Genomic DNA, 16,794 nt, shown 5'->3' on the forward strand with positions numbered 1-16,794 from the left:
CACCCTGAACCAATGGGAGTACCTGACGCGCTATACAGAAGACGGCAGGATGCCGATCGACAACAACTTGCTTGAGCGCGACATCAGGATTTTTGCCACGGGAAGAAAGAGTTGGCTGTTCAGCGACACCGTGGACGGAGCCAAGGCCAGTGCCGTCATCTACAGCCTCATGCTGACATGCCGCGCCTGCGGCATCGAACCCTTGGCTTATCTGCGTCACGTCCTTACCGAATTACCGCAGCGTGTCATCGAAGCCGACATCACCGACCTGCTGCCCTTCAACTTCGCTGAAACGCTGAAACCGCCGCTGCATGATCCAATGGCAGCCGTCTGACGGCGACCCCGGTCAAACGGGCCGCGTCAACGCGCATGGAAATGAGCGCTTACGACGAAGTCGAATGCATCCGAAGGCAAGGCGCACAAGCCCTACGAGTTTGGCGTCAAGTCTCGGTGGCCTCGATACTGAACCGCTCTCCAAAGGCGGCCAGTTCGCCCTCCATGCCATGGCACTGCCAGGAACCCCTATTATGGGCGCACCCTCGAGACCATCATCCCCGACATGGAGGAGACGATCGGCAACGAGTTGTCCGCACCTGGCCGATGCCGGATATCGCGGCCACAATTCACCTGAGAGTCACAAGCTGCGGGTCTTCACAAGCCACAACAGCGCCGCGTGACGCCGGCCATCAAACGACAGATGCGACGAGAGCCAGCCGTCGAGCCCGTCATCGGCCACATCAAGAACGAGCATCGGATGGATCGCAATTATCTCGCCGGACAAAAGGAGATGCCGTCGATGCCGTTCTGGCTGCCGTTGGCTACAACTTCTTGCGCCTGCTCAGGTGATTCAGAGACCTTTTATGCCTGCTCACCGTCATGCTCCTGGCGTCTCTGCTCCAGCGGCGCATGCTTCCTGAAGATCTCAACGTAAAAACTGGTTCTGCCGCACGGCGGGAGAGTTCATCATCGCCGTCCACGGTACTTCCACAGGGAATGATTTGGTAGTTTGCATTGGCGCCCTCAGATCTCATCCTTCGGGCAAATCGTCCAACCAGCAGGCGCCTTCGAGGTTCGGCCGGGAAAAGATCTTTCCGATCTTTTCTGAAGCCTTGTTTTGGTGATATCGCATATAGACGCGGCCATCAGTTCCAAAGTCGAGAATCTCGATCTTACCAGTGTAATGCGACATGATGTATTTAAATGTCTTTTGAATGCCGCTCAGGCGTTGGTTGATGCCATGCGAAATCTCCAGGCCGCGGCGCAGTGGAACCTGAAAATGCGATGCACCTTTCACCGGCCTGCCTTGAAATAGGTAATATGGGCGGACACCCATATGGTGACACTTGGCGAAGGTCGCGGCCAAAATGTCGGGGTCATCGTTGACTTTCGCGAGAAGCACGCACTGGTTTAGGAACTGCGTACCACGCGCCCGCAATGACCGAATGCTTCGCTCCGCATCGGCCGAAATTTCGCCGATATGGTCAAAATGCGTAACGATCACTGCGGATTTTCCAGCTACATGGATCCGTTCGAACAAGGCCACTAGAGCAGGATCCTCAAACCTTTGGGGCGCGTAGGCGAGCATTTTTGTGCCAAAACGAATGGAATTCAGATGTGGGAATGGCAGCAGATGATCAAGAATTTCATGGAGGCTGGCGGTGTTGAGCACGAACGGGTCACCTCCTGATATCAGGACGTTCGTCATCTCAGGATGACCTCCAATGTATCGCGCAATCTGCCCAAGGTCAGCTGCGATTTCATCTGAGTCCTTGCCGACAATGCGTTTGCGGAAGCAATAACGGCAGTATGAAGCGCAGCGGTCCGTTGCAAGCAACAATCCTGTTTGCGCGTACTTGTGCTGAAACCCGGGCGCGACCGTGTTTTCGTGCTCTCCGCTGGTATCCAGAGTGCCGGGACCGTCGAACTCTTCGAATGAGGGCTCGACGATGAATTTAAGCTGATCATAATGACCACTGTTGATGATCTGTTCACGATAGAATTTTGTAACACGATAACGCGTGATGCTGTTTGCTTCCACCTCGGCGGGGGTGACTGCGCGTGCCCCCTCAATGAAATTTATGATCTTGGACGACAACAGCGGGTCCGAACTGATGAGCGGAGCCACTTTTAATTTTGTCGTCTTACCTTGGATAGTTCGAGTGGTCTTCATCTAGAGCCCTTAATAAAAAAAGGCGAGAGGCAATTGTCGTACGGTTCTTCGTTATGCACCTGCAATCAATGTGCCGTCGACGATCTGATTGCTGTCAAAGTGACGCAAAGTCAGGTTACGCAGGCGTCCACAGAATACAAGGGTCTTCAGTGTGTCAGGGCCAGAACAGAAATGGACCCAAGTTGACACGACCAATGTAAGGAATGATTGAGCCGTTGTTTTTCGAAGCACCATCTGATGTGGTTGCCGCCGCTGTCATGCGCTTGTCTTGCGGCGTGCTGATTTTTTGGCGCGCGTGGCTGGGGCTTGGCTGGACACCGCTGCTGCGGCGCCCCGACGATGCCAATATCGAGGATCTGCTGCCCTTCAACTTCAAAAGCCAGCCAGCATAAGCCGCCGCTCTTCAAAACGATTTACAACGTGCACTGAAAAGAGCGCTACCAATAATCAGCAATGCAGGACGATTATTGAGCCTGCGGTAGGTTGTCGCCACAAGTGTGGCGGTCGCTCCTATCCCTTGCAAACGGGATAAACCAGGTTGATGGGCCACCGTTCTCGATGGCCGACAGCGGGTAAGATTTGTTTCCCTTCGCGATGATCATGTAACACCCGGCATCCATGGCGATCCTTGCTGCCATCAACTTCGTCAGCATGCCACCCGAACTATGACGAGAGACGGAATGACCGGCCATGGCCTCTATTTGGGGGGTAATGCGTCGCACCTCTGTGATCAAACGGGCCGACGGGTTGTCGTGTGGATCTTCCGTGAAGAGGCCATCTATGTTGGAAAGCAAAATAATTATGTCAGCCTGCACCAACTCTGCGAGCTGGGCCGCCAAACGATCATTGTCGCCAAAACGGGTGTCGGCAGTTGCGGTTGTGTCGTTCTCATTGATAACGGGAACGGCGCCAACTTTGAGGATTTGTCGAACAGTTGACAGAACATTGAGTCGGCGATGCGGGTTGCGTAGATCTTCGCCCATCAATAGTATTTGTCCGAGTCCAAATCCAAACCGTTTTAAGCTCTGTTCGAAGGCAAGCATGAGTCGAACTTGACCGATGGCTGCAGCCGCTTGTCGCTCTTCACTTCTCAGAGGAACGTCAAACTCATTGAAGTGACGTGACCCAACCGCGACAGCACCGGAGGTCACGATGATCACCTGCTGCCCACGTGAGAAAAATCGGACCACATCTTCTATCATCGTTTCAAGCCAAGAACCGCGAATGTCTCCGGTTTCTCCGTCGGCAATTAGTGCGGAGCCAATCTTCACGATTATTCGGTGAGCGGAAATTAATTGCGCCGTGGTCATCAAGTGTTGCCTCGCTAAAAGGAACGCACGTCTCTGCAATCTACACTGGGCAACTCAATATTCATTGCGAATTGCCCTTTACCTAGAGCCTTTGAGGCTGCTGGAGGAGTTTAACGGCACGGCGTGTTCTTCTTCGCCAGAGGTAGAGAATGGCGTGATCGACCAATCGATTAGACCGACCGCATGCTGAAGTATGGCCTTGGTCTGTGCAAAGCTGGATGAAGCGGCGATCACATGTCCTATGCGGTCCCGGTAGTCACCTTTCCTGACTATCTGCGTCTTAGGCTTAACATAAAATTTGACCTCTACAACGCCCGACACGGCAGCCGCCCGACTGTCGCCGTCGATCCAACTGAGGGTGCCATCGCGATCAGGGAGTAGGAATCGCACGGCTGCAGTCTGGAGATACGTGGTGCGTAAGTCACATTCCACGCCGGTGGCAAGCTTAATGTGCTCGGTTACGAGATCGACACCATAAGCAAGATGAGCCCGCCGAGGATAGGTTCCGCCCGCAATACGCGGATTGACTTCTATTACAACTGGGCCACGCGTCGTCCACCGCAATTCAATGTTGGTTGGCCCCCACCCAAGTCCCAGAGCTCCCAAACAGCGCAGCGCCACGTCGGAGATTCGCTCGTGCTCGTCGTTAGTCAGCAGGGCCGGAAAGATGCTCTCACGAAAGAGAAAATGTGGTGGATGATCGAAATCGGCGGCGCTAATCCCAATGACCTCATTTCCCATCGTGTCGGCTTCATAGAACGGGCCCTGTGCGAATTCTTCGACCAGGATCTTCGGTGAAGACCGCCATGTATGCTTCCCACCTAAAAGATGGGCCGTATGTTCGGCCAACTCGGCGACGTTTCGGCACAGTCGAACACCGATGCCGCCGATACCCCCGATCGCAGGCTTGACCACCACTGGCAGGCCGATTTCCGCGGCACAGCTTTCAACCTCCGCCGCGTTAGTGGCCAGGCGATAAGCAGGTATCGGAACGCCTCCATCAGCGAGCAGGCGACGTTGAATGAATTTGTCGCAACATTGTTCGACCGAAGCGGGGTTTGGTCCCGGTAAATCGAATTGCTGGCAGAGCTTTCCGGCGGTCGCGTAGACCTTCTCCTCGGCGCTTGTAATGCCAACAATTTCGTAGGTCTTACCCAGCCGAGAGCATTCGTTGATCAGCGCATGGAGATTGTCTGTATCGACTTGGATTGCTTCAACACCTCCCGCTGCGAGATAGGGGTACTGAGCTGGATCGGTCGATAGGGTAATTGGATGAAGGCCAAAACTCTTGGCAGCTTGGACATATTGCTCACCAGTACCATGTCCGTTGCCTTCAAGCAGGATGAGCGCTCTTCTTGCCATTGACTGCTGACCCTCCGTTGCGGGATTTGCGGCGGTCCGAGCGTATCCGCATCAACCTTGCTAGCTACGCCCGGCCACAGATCTGCAGTGAACGTACCATCCTCAGCGAATTGCGGACGTAAAGATCTTGTAAATTTTTTGTTTGACGGATCTAGGTGTGCGATGTTTTGATCGGCGCACGGTGGAATGGAGCATCACCCAGCCTACTGGCGATATCGGTAATCACGCGGTCCGAAGAATACTCGTGTACTACCGTCACAATAACGACCGCTCAGACCTTTGCACCCTTGAGTGATCGTAATTGCTTCAGGGATCCTCTCGTTGCCTTGGCTGGCCGGGGTATTGCATCAGCGATCTAGCAAGAGCGCCGTAGAGCCGGGGGCCGACACAGCTTTTCAGTCGGAGAATGAAGCAATTGACTCATAAAGCATTAATTTGTATCAAATGATTTATGCAGGATACTTAGCCTCGACGCGCCGCAATGAATTTGGCTGAGCGGCCTGGCAGCGGAAGGGGAGCCACGACCTGAAAACCAAACGCTCTCCCACTTCTGACGGCAGCGCCAGCAGTCTCTCCGAAACATACCGACAGTAAGCGGAAAGCAGAGAACTCAATGACAAAAAACCTCATAACCAGTGTGCACGCCAAGGGCGACGCCTTCTCGATTGGTTGTGCGCTCGGGAAGGCCAATGCCACAAGCTTCCTCGAGTATCGGCTTGGCACGGAGCAATTTCGCGCTCTAGATGCTCGATGGCGCGGATCGGAATATTTGAAGAATTTGGAAGCTGCAGCCCGCGCGGCATATCCCCGCTACGTGCGCGAAATCGAGGGTATCGCAGAAGGTGCCGGCAAGGATTTCGAGACCATCTTCCTATTGAATTGCCAGACTGATCTGCAGATTCCAGACGCCGCCTCCGCGGCAAAAGCTGTTGCCGGAATGGGCTGCACGACTGTCCTAATACCAGCTGAATGCAATGGGCCGGCGGTTATCGCCCACAATGAGGACGGCGAGCCCGAATCGCTGGGTGCCAATTTCTGGGTGGAGATTGAGCCCGATGTGGGGCCGGCGTGGAGCAGCTTTATGACCGCGGGCATGCTGCCGGGCGGTACCTTCCGCCTGAACGAGACCGGCCTGGTCCAGACGATCAACGCGATCACCCCGAACGACCAAAAACCTGGCGTGCCCCGACAGGTTCTTTGCCGCGCCATTCTTGATGCTAAAAGTTTGGACGAAGCGGTCGGCATTTTGAAGCGCAATGACCGCTCGTGTGGATTCCATCACACTCTTGGCGATGCGAAGACCCGCAAGGTACTCTCTGTCGAAGCGCCGGCCTCAGGCTGCGTCGTGGTAGAGGTTGCTGAACCGCGAGCGCATGCCAACCATCTGCTCTCCAGCGAGTTCAGTGGGGTGAAGCAGACCATCGGCGCTTCCTCCCGTGACCGACAAGCAGCGGCGGATCGAATGATCGGCGAAGGCGCGTTGGCGGGTGGAGCAGAAGCGGTGCTGTTTGACGAGACCACTCTAATCTTCAAGGATTGGAAAGACTCCCGGACCCTCGCGACGAGTGTTTTCGAGCTTTTTCCAGACCGCATCGAGTGGCGGATACATGCGGCTCGTGACGAGCGAGCTGCACTAAGCGGAACAATGCGCGTCGTCTAATGCGGCCTCAAGTCGCCGAGCGGTGCGACGTCGTCGTCCGGGGACCGAACCCACGGGTGCGTCTGGGCAGCGATCAGCCACGTCAAAAAAACTGCAGCCGGTCTGTTCAAGGCCCGGCCAGGTGAAAAATCCCACAAACCCCATTGCGAAGTTGCAAGGAAAGATATGGGCTATCATCTCAGAGACGATCAGTATCAACGGCTCGTCGTATTTCACGAGCGCGCCGGCCGCCTGTCGGATTCCGAAGCCTTAATGGCATTGGCAGACAACGCTTTCCAGGAGGAATTTGGCCACAAGCTCTTTACCCTCCTCAAGGTTGATAGAGCCGCAGGCGTTATGCGGCGGATCTACTCGACCGACCTCAATTACAGTCCCCTCGGAGGAACGAAGCCCCTCGCCGATGACGAGTGGAGTAGGCGTGTCGGCGCTGGTCGGCACTTTCTGGGCAAAGATTGCGAAGACATGAAGCGCTACTTTGCCGACCACGAAACATTGATCAAAATGGGCCTCGTGGGTGTATTGAATACCGCAGTCGTTTGGCGGAACGAGGTCATTGGTTGGATCAACCTCTTGGATGCTGCCGAACATTATACCCTCGAGATGTGCGATCTCGCAGGCCTATACGCGCAGGCTCTCGCGCCTTCTTTCCTTGCTAACTGAAATGCACGGCTCGAAACGCGTCGATGTATGCCAGACGCTCAGCATGATCTACATTGACGGCCGGTCGGTTTGGGTCCGCATTCTGTATCGGCGCGGACTTTTGTAGGTAGTTCGCCCGACGGCGCTCCACCCGCACGAGAGTGAATTCTAAAGCTCTCCGCGGCGCTTCGAGCGAAGATGAGACTATCCCAAGTCGGGTCGGAAACTATCACTTTGCTGGAGGCGACGCCGAATTAACGACGCCGCTCTCTTTATGGGAGATGAAGACTGCCCTCACCGTTCAACAACGGGTAAATCGATGTAGCAACCGTGAGGACCGCGATGCAACTTGAGCTGCGGCGGTTCTCCGTCAGCGGGTACATTGGCGAAACTCGTGCTCTCGCTTCCCGCTAGACACACCCTCAAGCTATAGTCCGCTGGTATGAGCGCCGAAATCGGTAACAGTGTAAACGCCAATCTGGTCGGTTCTCCTGGTGTGAGCGGCTCGGCGTCGCTTTCCAAATAGCTTTGTTGTGGTCCGAGCGCGCCGAAAGGCGAGGCAGTCCATACTTTCCGATGACGCGCACGCAACTGGCCTTCTGTAAGGTAGCAGGAGGTCCCATCAGGTTTAACTGCTTCCAAATAGACGAAGAAAATACCGTCTTCACGGGTTGAGGTTATGTTCAGATCCACAACTGGATGCCCGGTGATCTCCAAATCATTCTGCAGCGGTTCGCTCGTATAGGCCAGTCGAGCCGCATCGAACTGTCGCCGATCTCCATAATCGATTTCCCATGTTCCAATGCCACCATTGGTGTCCCATCTGTTTGAGAGGACGTCCCCCAGTTCACGGTCAACCTGCAGAGTGTCGTAGCCCGTGTCACTCGGCGATGAGCTCAGGCGCGAGCCACTTGCCATATGCCATCGTTGTCGGACGGCCGGGACTGGCCATGAGCGCGTTGACTTCCAGGATCCCTCGCCGCACGTGTAGTAGTGAATGACTTTATCGGCCTGCAGAGCAGCCTCGCCCGTGAAACAAGCATCAATGAATCGAATATCATTTGCGTGTTGCGCCGCCATGATCGGAGCGCAGTCCTGAACATCAGCACGCAGTGGGTCATATGGTTTGCGGCCGCCATGGTTCCACGGACCAAGAATGATGTTCATGGGGTTCGACTGGAGTAGAAATCGCCGGATAGACCCGAGGGGCGACCCAGAATCGAACCAACTGCCCCAATTTTGAATCGGAACCCCCGATTGCGAGATAAGGTCAGCCGACGCCTGTGGAGAGAAATCGAACCCAGAACGTTTGCTGAGCCAATCGTCAAAGGACGTGGTTTGCTCGACCGGCTGGAATGACGGCGCGCGGCCGTGTTCTTGCAGCGCGGCCGTCAACTCCGCTTGGCTTCCCACCGGACGAATTCCCGCACGGAGAGTTGAGGCGCGATCAGCATTGATCTCGCTATTTTCGTCTCTGTTCAACGATTCAACCAGTTGACTCCACCTGTCGAGGGTAAGGTTCGGAACACCTCCTGGATAGGTTTCGAAAAAGATATCGTAGTCGACATAGCGCGGCACGATGCCTTTCAGGGCGGGATGATTTCTCGAAGCAATAAGGTCTGCAGAGTTGGCGGTGTAGGACACGCCGTACGCAAGCACATTGCCCGTCGACCAAGGCTGTGCAGCGATCCAGTCTAACACGTAACTAAAGTCGAGGATTTCTTCGCGCGAGCGGTGACCTGGCCAAACGCCGAACGAGGCGCCGGTACCGCGAACATCTCCAACCACCACCGCATAGCCTTCTGGAACGAACAAATCCGCATATTGATTGGACGGCTCGCCCTTCTTTCCGCGCCCATAACAGGTCATAACCAAGATGGTGTTGCGCTTATGATCCGCGCTATCGCCCATCGGACGAACCACGTCCAAAGCGAGCCTGACACCTTCGTGCGCATACACATACGTCGATTCCAATGGGCCGAGTTTCTCTCTGCCTGCAGCTTTGGCACTGAGATCAAGGCGGTATACTGGATTTTCGTTCGGCTCGGCCTGGGCCTGAAAGCGAGAATCGGTCATGCAAACGCTCCTGTGAGTGTGCGACATATGTTTCAGTACGTAGTGTTTTGCGGCATTTGTCTTACCAGTGCAGGGGCGCCGGCCTGGAGGGTGCGGATTGCGGGGCGCGACCGTGTTAGCCAAGCGATCCCACTAGCAGCTTTATGGTAGGCCGTTCGCGGCTCTGGGCGTGCCACCGCTCCACCGGAGCGATGACCAAAGGGCAAAGCGGCAAAATCGCGATCGCGACTAGATTCTGTCGGGACGAAGTGTCACAGAACAGTCTGGCTTCTTAGATCCTTAGACGCCCGTGTCAGCACTTCAGGCTTTTCCCCGATGACGACCGTATCGTCTTGTCGGAAGCCGCCGAGTCCATAAACATACAATCCGGGCTCGACCGAATAAACTTCGTTTTCGAGCAAGGCACGGTGATTGAATGCCATGTCTCCGGGGTACTCGTGGCACAACAAGCCCATGCCGTGTCCTGTCCGGTGCATGATGTAGTTTCCAAAACCCGCTTTTTCGATGATTGCCTGCGCTGCTGCATCAATTCCCGACACCGGTCGACCCGCCACAGCGGCTTCAATTCCAGCTTCATTTGCAGCGAGCGCGACCTCGAAGAAGCGTTCCTGCCGGGTATCCGGCTTGCCACAGAACCAGGTCCGCTCATTCTCCACGACCACTCCATTAATGCGGGGGATAATCAAGTTGATCATCACGTGTCCTTTTTCGAGGATCGCACCGGATCGCTTGCCGTCCCCGTGTGGAGCTGCCGACGGTGGACCCGAGATCGACCACAGGTCGAGCAAGGCAACATCCTGCGCTGGAAAGCGTCGTGCGGCCTCCTGCGCTAACTCGGCTCCCATCATCATATCCAATTCCATCAGGAGCCGACCCGGACGGATACTCTCCCGGTAGCGATCCTGTAACCAGTCGGTCAAGCTCGCTATCTCGCGCATGAGTGCGATCTCTTCGGGATGCTTGACCCAACGAAGCGCTCGAAACTCTTGCGTCTTCATTAGAGGACGGGCCTCAGGTAGCAGCGCGAACGCCTTCTGCAATGGACCGCCACCAACATCGGTCCCGATGCGAGCTCTCCCGAGACCTGCACTTCGTAGTTTTTCGGCAACCATCTCCGGCCATTCATGCACAAGATGCATTCGATTGGAGAGGACTGGATGCTCCGCATAAAAGCTTGTGTCGGATACCCAAAGACGCCCGTCTTCGTGCGCATATCGCCAATTGTTTGTCGAAAGCTCATTGAGGACAACAAACGGCGCGCCGTTCCTCGGGACGACACAGAGAATTGGCCGCTCCCAGGTGGTGACATCCGTCTGGAAGTTGGTCGCGAACTGAAAGAACTCTGTGCTTGCGAAAGCGACAGCATCCAGGTTCTCGCGATCCATCAGTTCATTTAGTAGCTTGTACCGATACTCACGCACATTATTGCCCAAGTATGCCATCTGACCTCTTCTCTTTTCCTGAAAGCTTACCTGGTGTCTTCGACCGGCGGTTCGCAGAGTGAAATGATGCCGATCAGCGACCGCGCTTACGCGGATGAATCGGCCTCTTTGGAACCGAATGAAACATATGAGTCGCTATTGTGTCAATGATCCATTTGAATCAGGTACGGTTAAAAACCACGTCCCGGAAGTCCAGAGCCTGCAGGCGCTCCCGTAGGGCTGGCGTCGGCAGCAGTGTTCGGCAGATGGTAAACTGAGGCGACCAAAGGCTCAGATATCAATAATACGCTTGATGCATATTGAGCGTTATAAAACATTTGTTGCATTCCTTATCGTGTTGCGTTAGGACATTGATGGTAGCGGTCGAGGAGGCTGCTGCCTGAACACTGCAATCGTTTATGCGCCACCGTCTTGGTGAATGCGGGACCGAGTGGAAACGCAGGAACCGCGTGCTTTGGTCTGACATCGCCGGCGTCGTGTTCGCCGTACACTGATGAAGTGAGATCCCCGTGCGCCATGAGCAAGGAATTAACAGAGGGAGAACGAAATGAGCATTCTGATAAATCGCCGGCGGTTCATGCAGGCTACTTCGACCGCAATTGCGGTAGGCGCGTTGGCTTCCGCGGCCGGCCGTGCAACGGCCGCCTCCACCGGCGAGCTCAAAGTCAACATGAGCGGCGGCAACTGGGGCGATGCGGTGATGAAGGCTTACGTCGAGTCCTTTGAGGCCGAGACCGGAGTCAAGGTGACGCGCGTCAATGCGGACTTCTCATCGACACAGATTGCGATGATGGTCGATACCAAAAACGTTTCGGCCGACGTCGTCAACCTTGGTCAAACCAATGTCGATCCGCTTACTGCCAAGGGCTACCTCGAAAAGATCGATTATTCCATCTGGAAGAAGGAAGACCTGGAAGCAATCGCAGAAAACTGGAGGCAACCGAACGGCTTTGCTTCGTACGTATACTCGGTGAATATGGTCTGGAACACGAAGAAGTTCCCGGCAGGAAAGCCCCGGCCGACCACCTGGGCGGAATTCTGGGACGTCAAGAAGTTCCCTGGCGTTCGCTCCATCAATACCGGCGAATACGGAAGTGGGCCTTGGGAAGAAGCATTGCTCGCGGATGGCGTTCCGATGGACAAGCTCTACCCGATGGATATCGACCGCGTGTTTGCAAGCTTGGACAAGATCAAGCCGCACATTCGCAAATGGTGGACGAGCGGGTCGGAAATTCTTCAGATCATGCGAGACAACATCGCCGACATCGTGCAGTCCTATGACGCGCGCGCACTTACCCTTATTGATGAAGGTGGGCCAATCGAGATCAACCGCAACCAGGCGAAACTGACAACGGACTATTGGTGCATCCCGAAGGGCAGTCCGAATGCCGAAAATGCTCAAAAATTTATTGCGCTGACAAGCCGCCCGGACCGACAGGCCGAGTTTGCAAAGCTTATCGCGCAGGGCCCAACGAACAAGAACGCCTTCAAATTGATTCCTGACGATGTCGCCCGAAAACTTGCGTCGCATCCCGACTACGAGGCGATCAGCTTCGCTATGAACGCCAAATGGTATGCCGAGGTTGGATCGGACGGAAAGTCGAACAAGGAGCGGCTTGTGCAGCGTTGGAATGAGTGGATTCTTCAGTAATCCTCTGTCCCCAACGATCTATCGGTGGCGCTCGTCCAGTCGGCGCGGGCCGTCAAAGGTTAGCGCCACCTCTTCCCACTACCTGCCTTACGGGACTGCATGCCAAAGTTGCTCATCAGTCCTGCTGGAGTATCGTAATGAACTTGAATCTGAAAAATCATCTTCCTGCCGAGGACGAAGTGTTGCAGAAGCTTCCGGATACCGCTCAAATCGAATTTCGCAATGTTTCCAAGATCTATGGGGCCGTTGCTGCGGTTAAGGATATCTCCCTTTCTGTTTCGCGCGGCGAGTTCCTTACGATTCTTGGACCGAGCGGTTCTGGCAAAACGACAGCATTGATGCTGCTCGCCGGCTTCACGACCCCTACCGGAGGAGACATCCTCATTTCCGGCAAGTCCGTGTCCGAAGTCCCGTCTTACCGCCGCGACCAAGGCATTGTCTTCCAGAGCTATGCACTTTTCCCGCACCTTACGGTGCATCACAACTTGGAGTTCCCGCTCGAAATGCGCGGCATCAAGGCCTCTGACAGAGCGTCGCGGGTCAAAAGAATGCTTGAGCGTGTTCGCCTGGGTGAGTTTGGCGAGCGCATGCCATCACAATTGAGTGGGGGCCAGCAACAACGCGTGGCCGTCGCGCGCGCCTTGATTGCAGATCCACCGATTTTGCTGCTGGACGAACCGCTGGGCGCGCTCGATCGAAATCTGCGCGAGCAGATGCAAGTGGAAATCAAAGAGCTGCACAAGGAGTTTGGGAAAACGACCATCTGCGTCACCCACGATCAAGAAGAAGCACTCACGCTTTCGGACCGCATCGTTGTCATGCGCGCCGGTCAAATCGAGCAGATCGATACACCGGAGGCCTTGTACGATCGCCCCAAAACGCGCTTTGTCGCCAACTTCCTGGGTGAAGCAAATATCCTCGAAAGCGTTGATTTCAAGATTGAATCGGACGTTGTTCCTTCTTCCGGTATGGTATCGATGCTTCGGCCGGAGCGCATTTGCGTCAGTGTGCCTTCAGCAGCAAGGCGCGCAGATGCGGACCACAGACAGTCCGTCTCGGGGATCGTGGACGATATGATCTATGCTGGACCCTTGAGGAAGTACCGGGTGCGGGTTGGGAATGCGACGCTGATCGCGCGCGAACATGTGGCATCGGGCCAGCAAGTCTTCCGTCCGGGCGAAGAGGTTCGCCTTGATTGGCTTCGATCCGACATCCGGTTTGTCGCTGCGTAAAGCGGAAGGACAGCATCCATGACAACACTTCAGAGAATCCGGTCCACGCCGATGTTGCTAACTTTGCCAGCGTTCGCTGTGCTGTTTGCGATTTTCGGCATACCCATGCTCCTTCTTTTCGCGACCAGCCTCAATGCGCCAAATCTGTCTTTTGCGAATTATATCGCTTTTTTCGAACAGCGCTCATTTGTCCTGATCCTGATTCAGACCTTCAAGATCAGCTTCATAGCCACGGCACTTTGTTTGATCATCGGCTACCCGACGGCTTATTTGATTACGATCGCCGGCCGTGCAAGACCAATCCTCCTGGTGCTTGTCTTCCTACCTTGGCTGACGAGTGCTCTGGTTCGGACCTACGCATGGACTGTCGTCTTGGGTGATAGTGGATTGATCAACCGCGTGTTGCTCAATTCGGGCATAATCGATAGCCCTTTGTCTCTCATCTATAATCGTTTCGCTGTTTATGTTGGCATGGTGCATATCATGTTGCCCATGATGATTTTGCCGATTGTCAGCGTGATGATGAGCATTGATACTTCCTTGATGGCAGCCGCTCGCAGCATGGGCGCAAAGCCGTTCACCGCCTTTCTCCGGGTCTTCGTACCTCTTAGTATCCCGGGCGTTCGAAGCGGCTGCATATTGGTTTTTGTTGTTTGCCTGGGCTTTTACATCACGCCACAAGCATTGGGCGGCTTGGGCGACACCATGCTTTCAACCCTCATCAATTCGCAGCTTACAACATCGTTGAACATTGCGGCGACCGCCGCGGCAGCCTTTATATTGTTGGCGATGGCGCTCGCGGTTCTTTCCGTAGCGGGCGTCAATCTCGCCGGCGCGCATGGACAGCCTGCTTCAAGCGAGCAGAACGCCCGACGACGTAAACTGCCTTCATTCGACAAGGCATCCCGCTATCTCAACGAGTTTCTCGTCCCGTATCGGGCGCGACGCTGGGCAGCAAAGCTCCATCAAGCGCAGCGGGAAACCCCGTGGTCCAAGATTGCGGGGGCAGCATTCCTTGCCGTCGTTGTCATCTATCTATTGGCGCCCGGTTTCATCGTGATCATCGTCTCGTTAAATGCAGGGGAGTTCCTCGAGTTCCCACCTAAGGCTGTTTCGCTCAGATGGTACTATTCGTTCTTCAACGACCCCTCGTGGATCGGCGCATTGTGGAACAGCTTCCAATTCGGCGTAATTGTCAGCGTGGTATCGACCATAGTCGGCACATTGGCAGCGTTTGGCCTCAGCCGGTGCTCGTCGCGCTTGCGCTCGGGTCTAACCATGGTGATCCTGACGCCGATTACCTTCCCAATCATTGTTGTTGGTGTTGCTGTCTATACCGGGCTGGCCAAACTAGGATTGGTTGGAACGAACACCGGGATCATCCTGGGCCAGACGATCGGAGCCATCGGCTATGTCGTTGTCATCGTCCTTGCGACACTCGCAGGATTCGACAGGAGGCTGGAACAGGCGGCAATGAGCATGCGCGCCGGGCCGACCCAGACGTTCATGCGGGTTACTCTCCCGTTAATCCGCTCTGGTATCATCGGCGGCGCGCTCTTCGCGTTCTTGGCTTCCTTCGACGAGGTCATCATCACGTCGTTTGTCAGTGGCTATGCGATCCCGACATTGCCATTGAAAATGCTGGAAAACCTGAAGCAGCAACTTGACCCGACGATCGCTGCCGTTGGCGCTTTGCTGACAATGTTGCCAATCGTCTGGCTGGTTGCGCTTTATTTCACGCTTTGGCGCGGAAGAGGGGCGTTGAAGAGTGCTCCGGTCGCCGCGACCTGAGTCATCATACTCATGCCGGCTCCGTAACTCGCAGCCGTGAAACTGACTGCCTGTCCCAGAGCGAACTCTGGGGCGGGCTCCTGGCTCGAAGACTGCCCGGCGCATTTACTGCGCAATGGAGCTCATCAATCGCTTGTGCTCAAAGCCGAAGCCGGTCACGACGGACTTTCTAGGCAAGCTCTGGTTTCATTGACGCATTAGACGGTCATCCCTCGGGTGACGGCGCGTTCCCTATTTGCTGTCAGTCCGTTCTTTGCGGGACAATTCCGCGGCAACCATCAGGTCCACTCATCGGACATCGACTGATGTGCGAATAACTTCAATTCCGGTTGCAAGGTCAGGAGGCGCCGTTGGCGCGAGTAGCCGGCCTCGTAAACGTCGCTAAATCTTTCGTCGCGGAATGGACGTCGCATACGTGTTCATTGCAGAAAGATGGCGATCGGCTAGCTTCAACTCTTTCAAGGCCGCCGCACGATCTCGGCTCGCCAGTAGACCACATAGAACTTCAGAGACGGCCAGCGCTGGCGCCAGCGTGTGAAAGAATGTTTGGCTTTCAGTCGGAAAGAAGACAACGTGCTCTGCGATCGTCACCAGGGGAGACACTTCGCTGTCGGTGATCGCCAGGATGGACAGTCCCTTCTCACGGGCGGCCTCGGCAAGCTCAAGCGTCTGAAGCGAATAGGGGTTGATGGAAATCGCCAAAAGCACGTCCTCATGAGTTGCGCGGATGAGGGGGTCGCCGCTTGTTCCAGCCGGACCATCCAAGTGGACAGTCTTTTCGCCGAGCAATGTCATGACGTAGTGGAAATGCCACGCGACCGAGTGGCACGAACGCAAGCCGAGCACGAAAATCCGCCTCGCTTTTGCCAGGTGCTCCGCCATTGTATCCAAACGCGAAATCGTATCAGGGTCGCGGAGCCGATCGATCTGCGCGGAGAGACCTTGGAGCATCCTATAAGCCAAGCCCTCACCATTCGCCGCCCCTTCTTCTCTTTGTAAAGCCCTGGCCGCAAATCCGTCGGCGCTCACCCTGATGACGTCGGCGTGTTGCTCTCGGAAATCTTCATACCCGGAGAATTCAAGAAACTTCGCCAGCCTCGTCATTGTCGATGGCTGAACACCGGCATTCCGCGCGAGTTCGCGCATCGAAACGAGCGCCACCTCCTGCGGATGTTCCAATATGTGTCGAGCCGCTTGCTGCAACTGCTCGGACATGTCGTCGAATCGCTCGATGATCCGAGCGTGTAATGGGCCTTTTTGCAACATTTGCCTCACATACGATGTCATAATTCACCTGGACCATCTCTCTCGGGAACTAAAAAGTCAAACAGCCGTCGGCTATCTCACATCACAACCGCTCCAAAAATTCTGACTTGAGAGCGGGAAAACAAATGCATCAAAACGTGATTTATAAAACAGTTGTTGCATATTTCGCCAAAACCTGCAAATCAATGGATGGAA

Annotated in this window: 13 protein-coding genes and 1 pseudogene; 8 read left to right on the forward strand and 6 right to left on the reverse strand. The window is 55.2% G+C overall.

The features are described 5' to 3' along the window. Together RHSP_RS31210 and RHSP_RS34170 are read left to right on the forward strand one after the other, a co-directional pair. The coding region (locus RHSP_RS31210) for an IS66 family transposase (RefSeq protein WP_037155728.1) at window positions 1-334 on the forward strand (334 nt) is incomplete at its 5' end. A gap of 56 nt (window positions 335-390) precedes the next feature. Next, a pseudogene (locus tag RHSP_RS34170) lies at window positions 391-840 on the forward strand (transposase); the annotation flags it as partial. 187 nt (window positions 841-1,027) lie between these two features. On the opposite strand, the gene RHSP_RS31215 reads toward RHSP_RS34170, so the two are convergent. Further along, a complete protein-coding gene (locus tag RHSP_RS31215) occupies window positions 1,028-2,170 on the reverse strand; it encodes a KamA family radical SAM protein (protein ID WP_004128843.1) in 1,143 nt (380 codons plus the stop codon). A 215-nt stretch (window positions 2,171-2,385) separates the two neighbouring features. Between RHSP_RS31215 and RHSP_RS34980 the strand changes: the two genes are divergently transcribed. Then, window positions 2,386-2,562 (forward strand): hypothetical protein, encoded by a 177-nt coding sequence (locus tag RHSP_RS34980; protein WP_154660804.1) that lies wholly within the window; start codon window positions 2,386-2,388, stop codon window positions 2,560-2,562. A gap of 72 nt (window positions 2,563-2,634) precedes the next feature. On the opposite strand, the gene proB is transcribed toward RHSP_RS34980, so the two are convergent. Together proB and RHSP_RS31225 are read right to left on the reverse strand one after the other, a co-directional pair. After that, window positions 2,635-3,480, reverse strand: a complete 846-nt coding sequence (gene proB, locus RHSP_RS31220) for a glutamate 5-kinase (protein ID WP_004128845.1) — start codon at window positions 3,478-3,480, stop codon at window positions 2,635-2,637. 78 nt (window positions 3,481-3,558) lie between these two features. Further along, entirely contained in the window at window positions 3,559-4,842 is a 1,284-nt protein-coding gene (locus RHSP_RS31225) for an ATP-grasp domain-containing protein (protein WP_004128847.1), read from the reverse strand. Window positions 4,843-5,455: 613 nt separating this feature from the next. Between RHSP_RS31225 and RHSP_RS31230 the strand changes: the two genes are divergently transcribed. Continuing rightward, the gene (locus RHSP_RS31230; protein ID WP_004128849.1) at window positions 5,456-6,502 is read left to right on the forward strand and encodes a C45 family autoproteolytic acyltransferase/hydrolase; all 1,047 of its coding nucleotides are present in this window, start codon (window positions 5,456-5,458) and stop codon (window positions 6,500-6,502) included. A gap of 165 nt (window positions 6,503-6,667) precedes the next feature. After that, window positions 6,668-7,162, forward strand: a complete 495-nt coding sequence (locus RHSP_RS31235) for a hypothetical protein (protein ID WP_015342013.1) — start codon at window positions 6,668-6,670, stop codon at window positions 7,160-7,162. A gap of 273 nt (window positions 7,163-7,435) precedes the next feature. Here RHSP_RS31235 and RHSP_RS31240 read toward each other — a convergent pair whose 3' ends face one another. Beyond that, window positions 7,436-9,217 carry a CocE/NonD family hydrolase gene (locus tag RHSP_RS31240; protein WP_004128850.1) on the reverse strand — a complete coding sequence of 594 codons (1,782 nt, stop codon included), beginning with the start codon at window positions 9,215-9,217 and terminating at the stop codon, window positions 7,436-7,438. Between the two features lie 251 nt (window positions 9,218-9,468). Next, window positions 9,469-10,659 (reverse strand): M24 family metallopeptidase, encoded by a 1,191-nt coding sequence (locus tag RHSP_RS31245; protein WP_004128852.1) that lies wholly within the window; start codon window positions 10,657-10,659, stop codon window positions 9,469-9,471. Between the two features lie 547 nt (window positions 10,660-11,206). Between RHSP_RS31245 and RHSP_RS31250 the strand changes: the two genes are divergently transcribed. The 3 genes from RHSP_RS31250 (at window position 11,207) to RHSP_RS31260 (ending at window position 15,333) form a co-directional block, all read left to right on the forward strand. Then, on the forward strand, window positions 11,207-12,310 hold the full coding sequence (locus RHSP_RS31250) for an ABC transporter substrate-binding protein (RefSeq protein WP_004128854.1): 1,104 nt from the start codon (window positions 11,207-11,209) through the stop codon (window positions 12,308-12,310). Between the two features lie 137 nt (window positions 12,311-12,447). Next, complete coding sequence (locus RHSP_RS31255) at window positions 12,448-13,542, forward strand: ABC transporter ATP-binding protein (protein ID WP_004128856.1); 1,095 nt, start codon at window positions 12,448-12,450, stop codon at window positions 13,540-13,542. Window positions 13,543-13,560: 18 nt separating this feature from the next. Then, window positions 13,561-15,333 carry an ABC transporter permease subunit gene (locus RHSP_RS31260; RefSeq protein WP_004128865.1) on the forward strand — a complete coding sequence of 591 codons (1,773 nt, stop codon included), beginning with the start codon at window positions 13,561-13,563 and terminating at the stop codon, window positions 15,331-15,333. Between the two features lie 381 nt (window positions 15,334-15,714). On the opposite strand, the gene RHSP_RS31265 is transcribed toward RHSP_RS31260, so the two are convergent. Further along, window positions 15,715-16,599, reverse strand: a complete 885-nt coding sequence (locus RHSP_RS31265; protein WP_004128868.1) for a MurR/RpiR family transcriptional regulator — start codon at window positions 16,597-16,599, stop codon at window positions 15,715-15,717. Between the last annotated feature and the right edge of the window lie 195 nt (window positions 16,600-16,794).

This window comes from Rhizobium freirei PRF 81 (assembly GCF_000359745.1).
Lineage (GTDB): Bacteria > Pseudomonadota > Alphaproteobacteria > Rhizobiales > Rhizobiaceae > Rhizobium > Rhizobium freirei.

What these genes read in the sequence shown, in the direction of transcription:
- RHSP_RS31215 (WP_004128843.1), bottom strand. Translation starts at nt 2,170, where the DNA reads ATGAAGACCACTCGAACTATCCAAGGTAAGACGACAAAATTAAAAGTG.
- proB (WP_004128845.1), bottom strand. Translation starts at nt 3,480, where the DNA reads ATGACCACGGCGCAATTAATTTCCGCTCACCGAATAATCGTGAAGATT.
- RHSP_RS31225 (WP_004128847.1), bottom strand. Translation starts at nt 4,842, where the DNA reads ATGGCAAGAAGAGCGCTCATCCTGCTTGAAGGCAACGGACATGGTACT.
- RHSP_RS31230 (WP_004128849.1), top strand. Translation starts at nt 5,456, where the DNA reads ATGACAAAAAACCTCATAACCAGTGTGCACGCCAAGGGCGACGCCTTC.
- RHSP_RS31235 (WP_015342013.1), top strand. Translation starts at nt 6,668, where the DNA reads ATGGGCTATCATCTCAGAGACGATCAGTATCAACGGCTCGTCGTATTT.
- RHSP_RS31240 (WP_004128850.1), bottom strand. Translation starts at nt 9,217, where the DNA reads ATGACCGATTCTCGCTTTCAGGCCCAGGCCGAGCCGAACGAAAATCCA.
- RHSP_RS31245 (WP_004128852.1), bottom strand. Translation starts at nt 10,659, where the DNA reads ATGGCATACTTGGGCAATAATGTGCGTGAGTATCGGTACAAGCTACTA.
- RHSP_RS31250 (WP_004128854.1), top strand. Translation starts at nt 11,207, where the DNA reads ATGAGCATTCTGATAAATCGCCGGCGGTTCATGCAGGCTACTTCGACC.
- RHSP_RS31255 (WP_004128856.1), top strand. Translation starts at nt 12,448, where the DNA reads ATGAACTTGAATCTGAAAAATCATCTTCCTGCCGAGGACGAAGTGTTG.
- RHSP_RS31260 (WP_004128865.1), top strand. Translation starts at nt 13,561, where the DNA reads ATGACAACACTTCAGAGAATCCGGTCCACGCCGATGTTGCTAACTTTG.
- RHSP_RS31265 (WP_004128868.1), bottom strand. Translation starts at nt 16,599, where the DNA reads ATGTTGCAAAAAGGCCCATTACACGCTCGGATCATCGAGCGATTCGAC.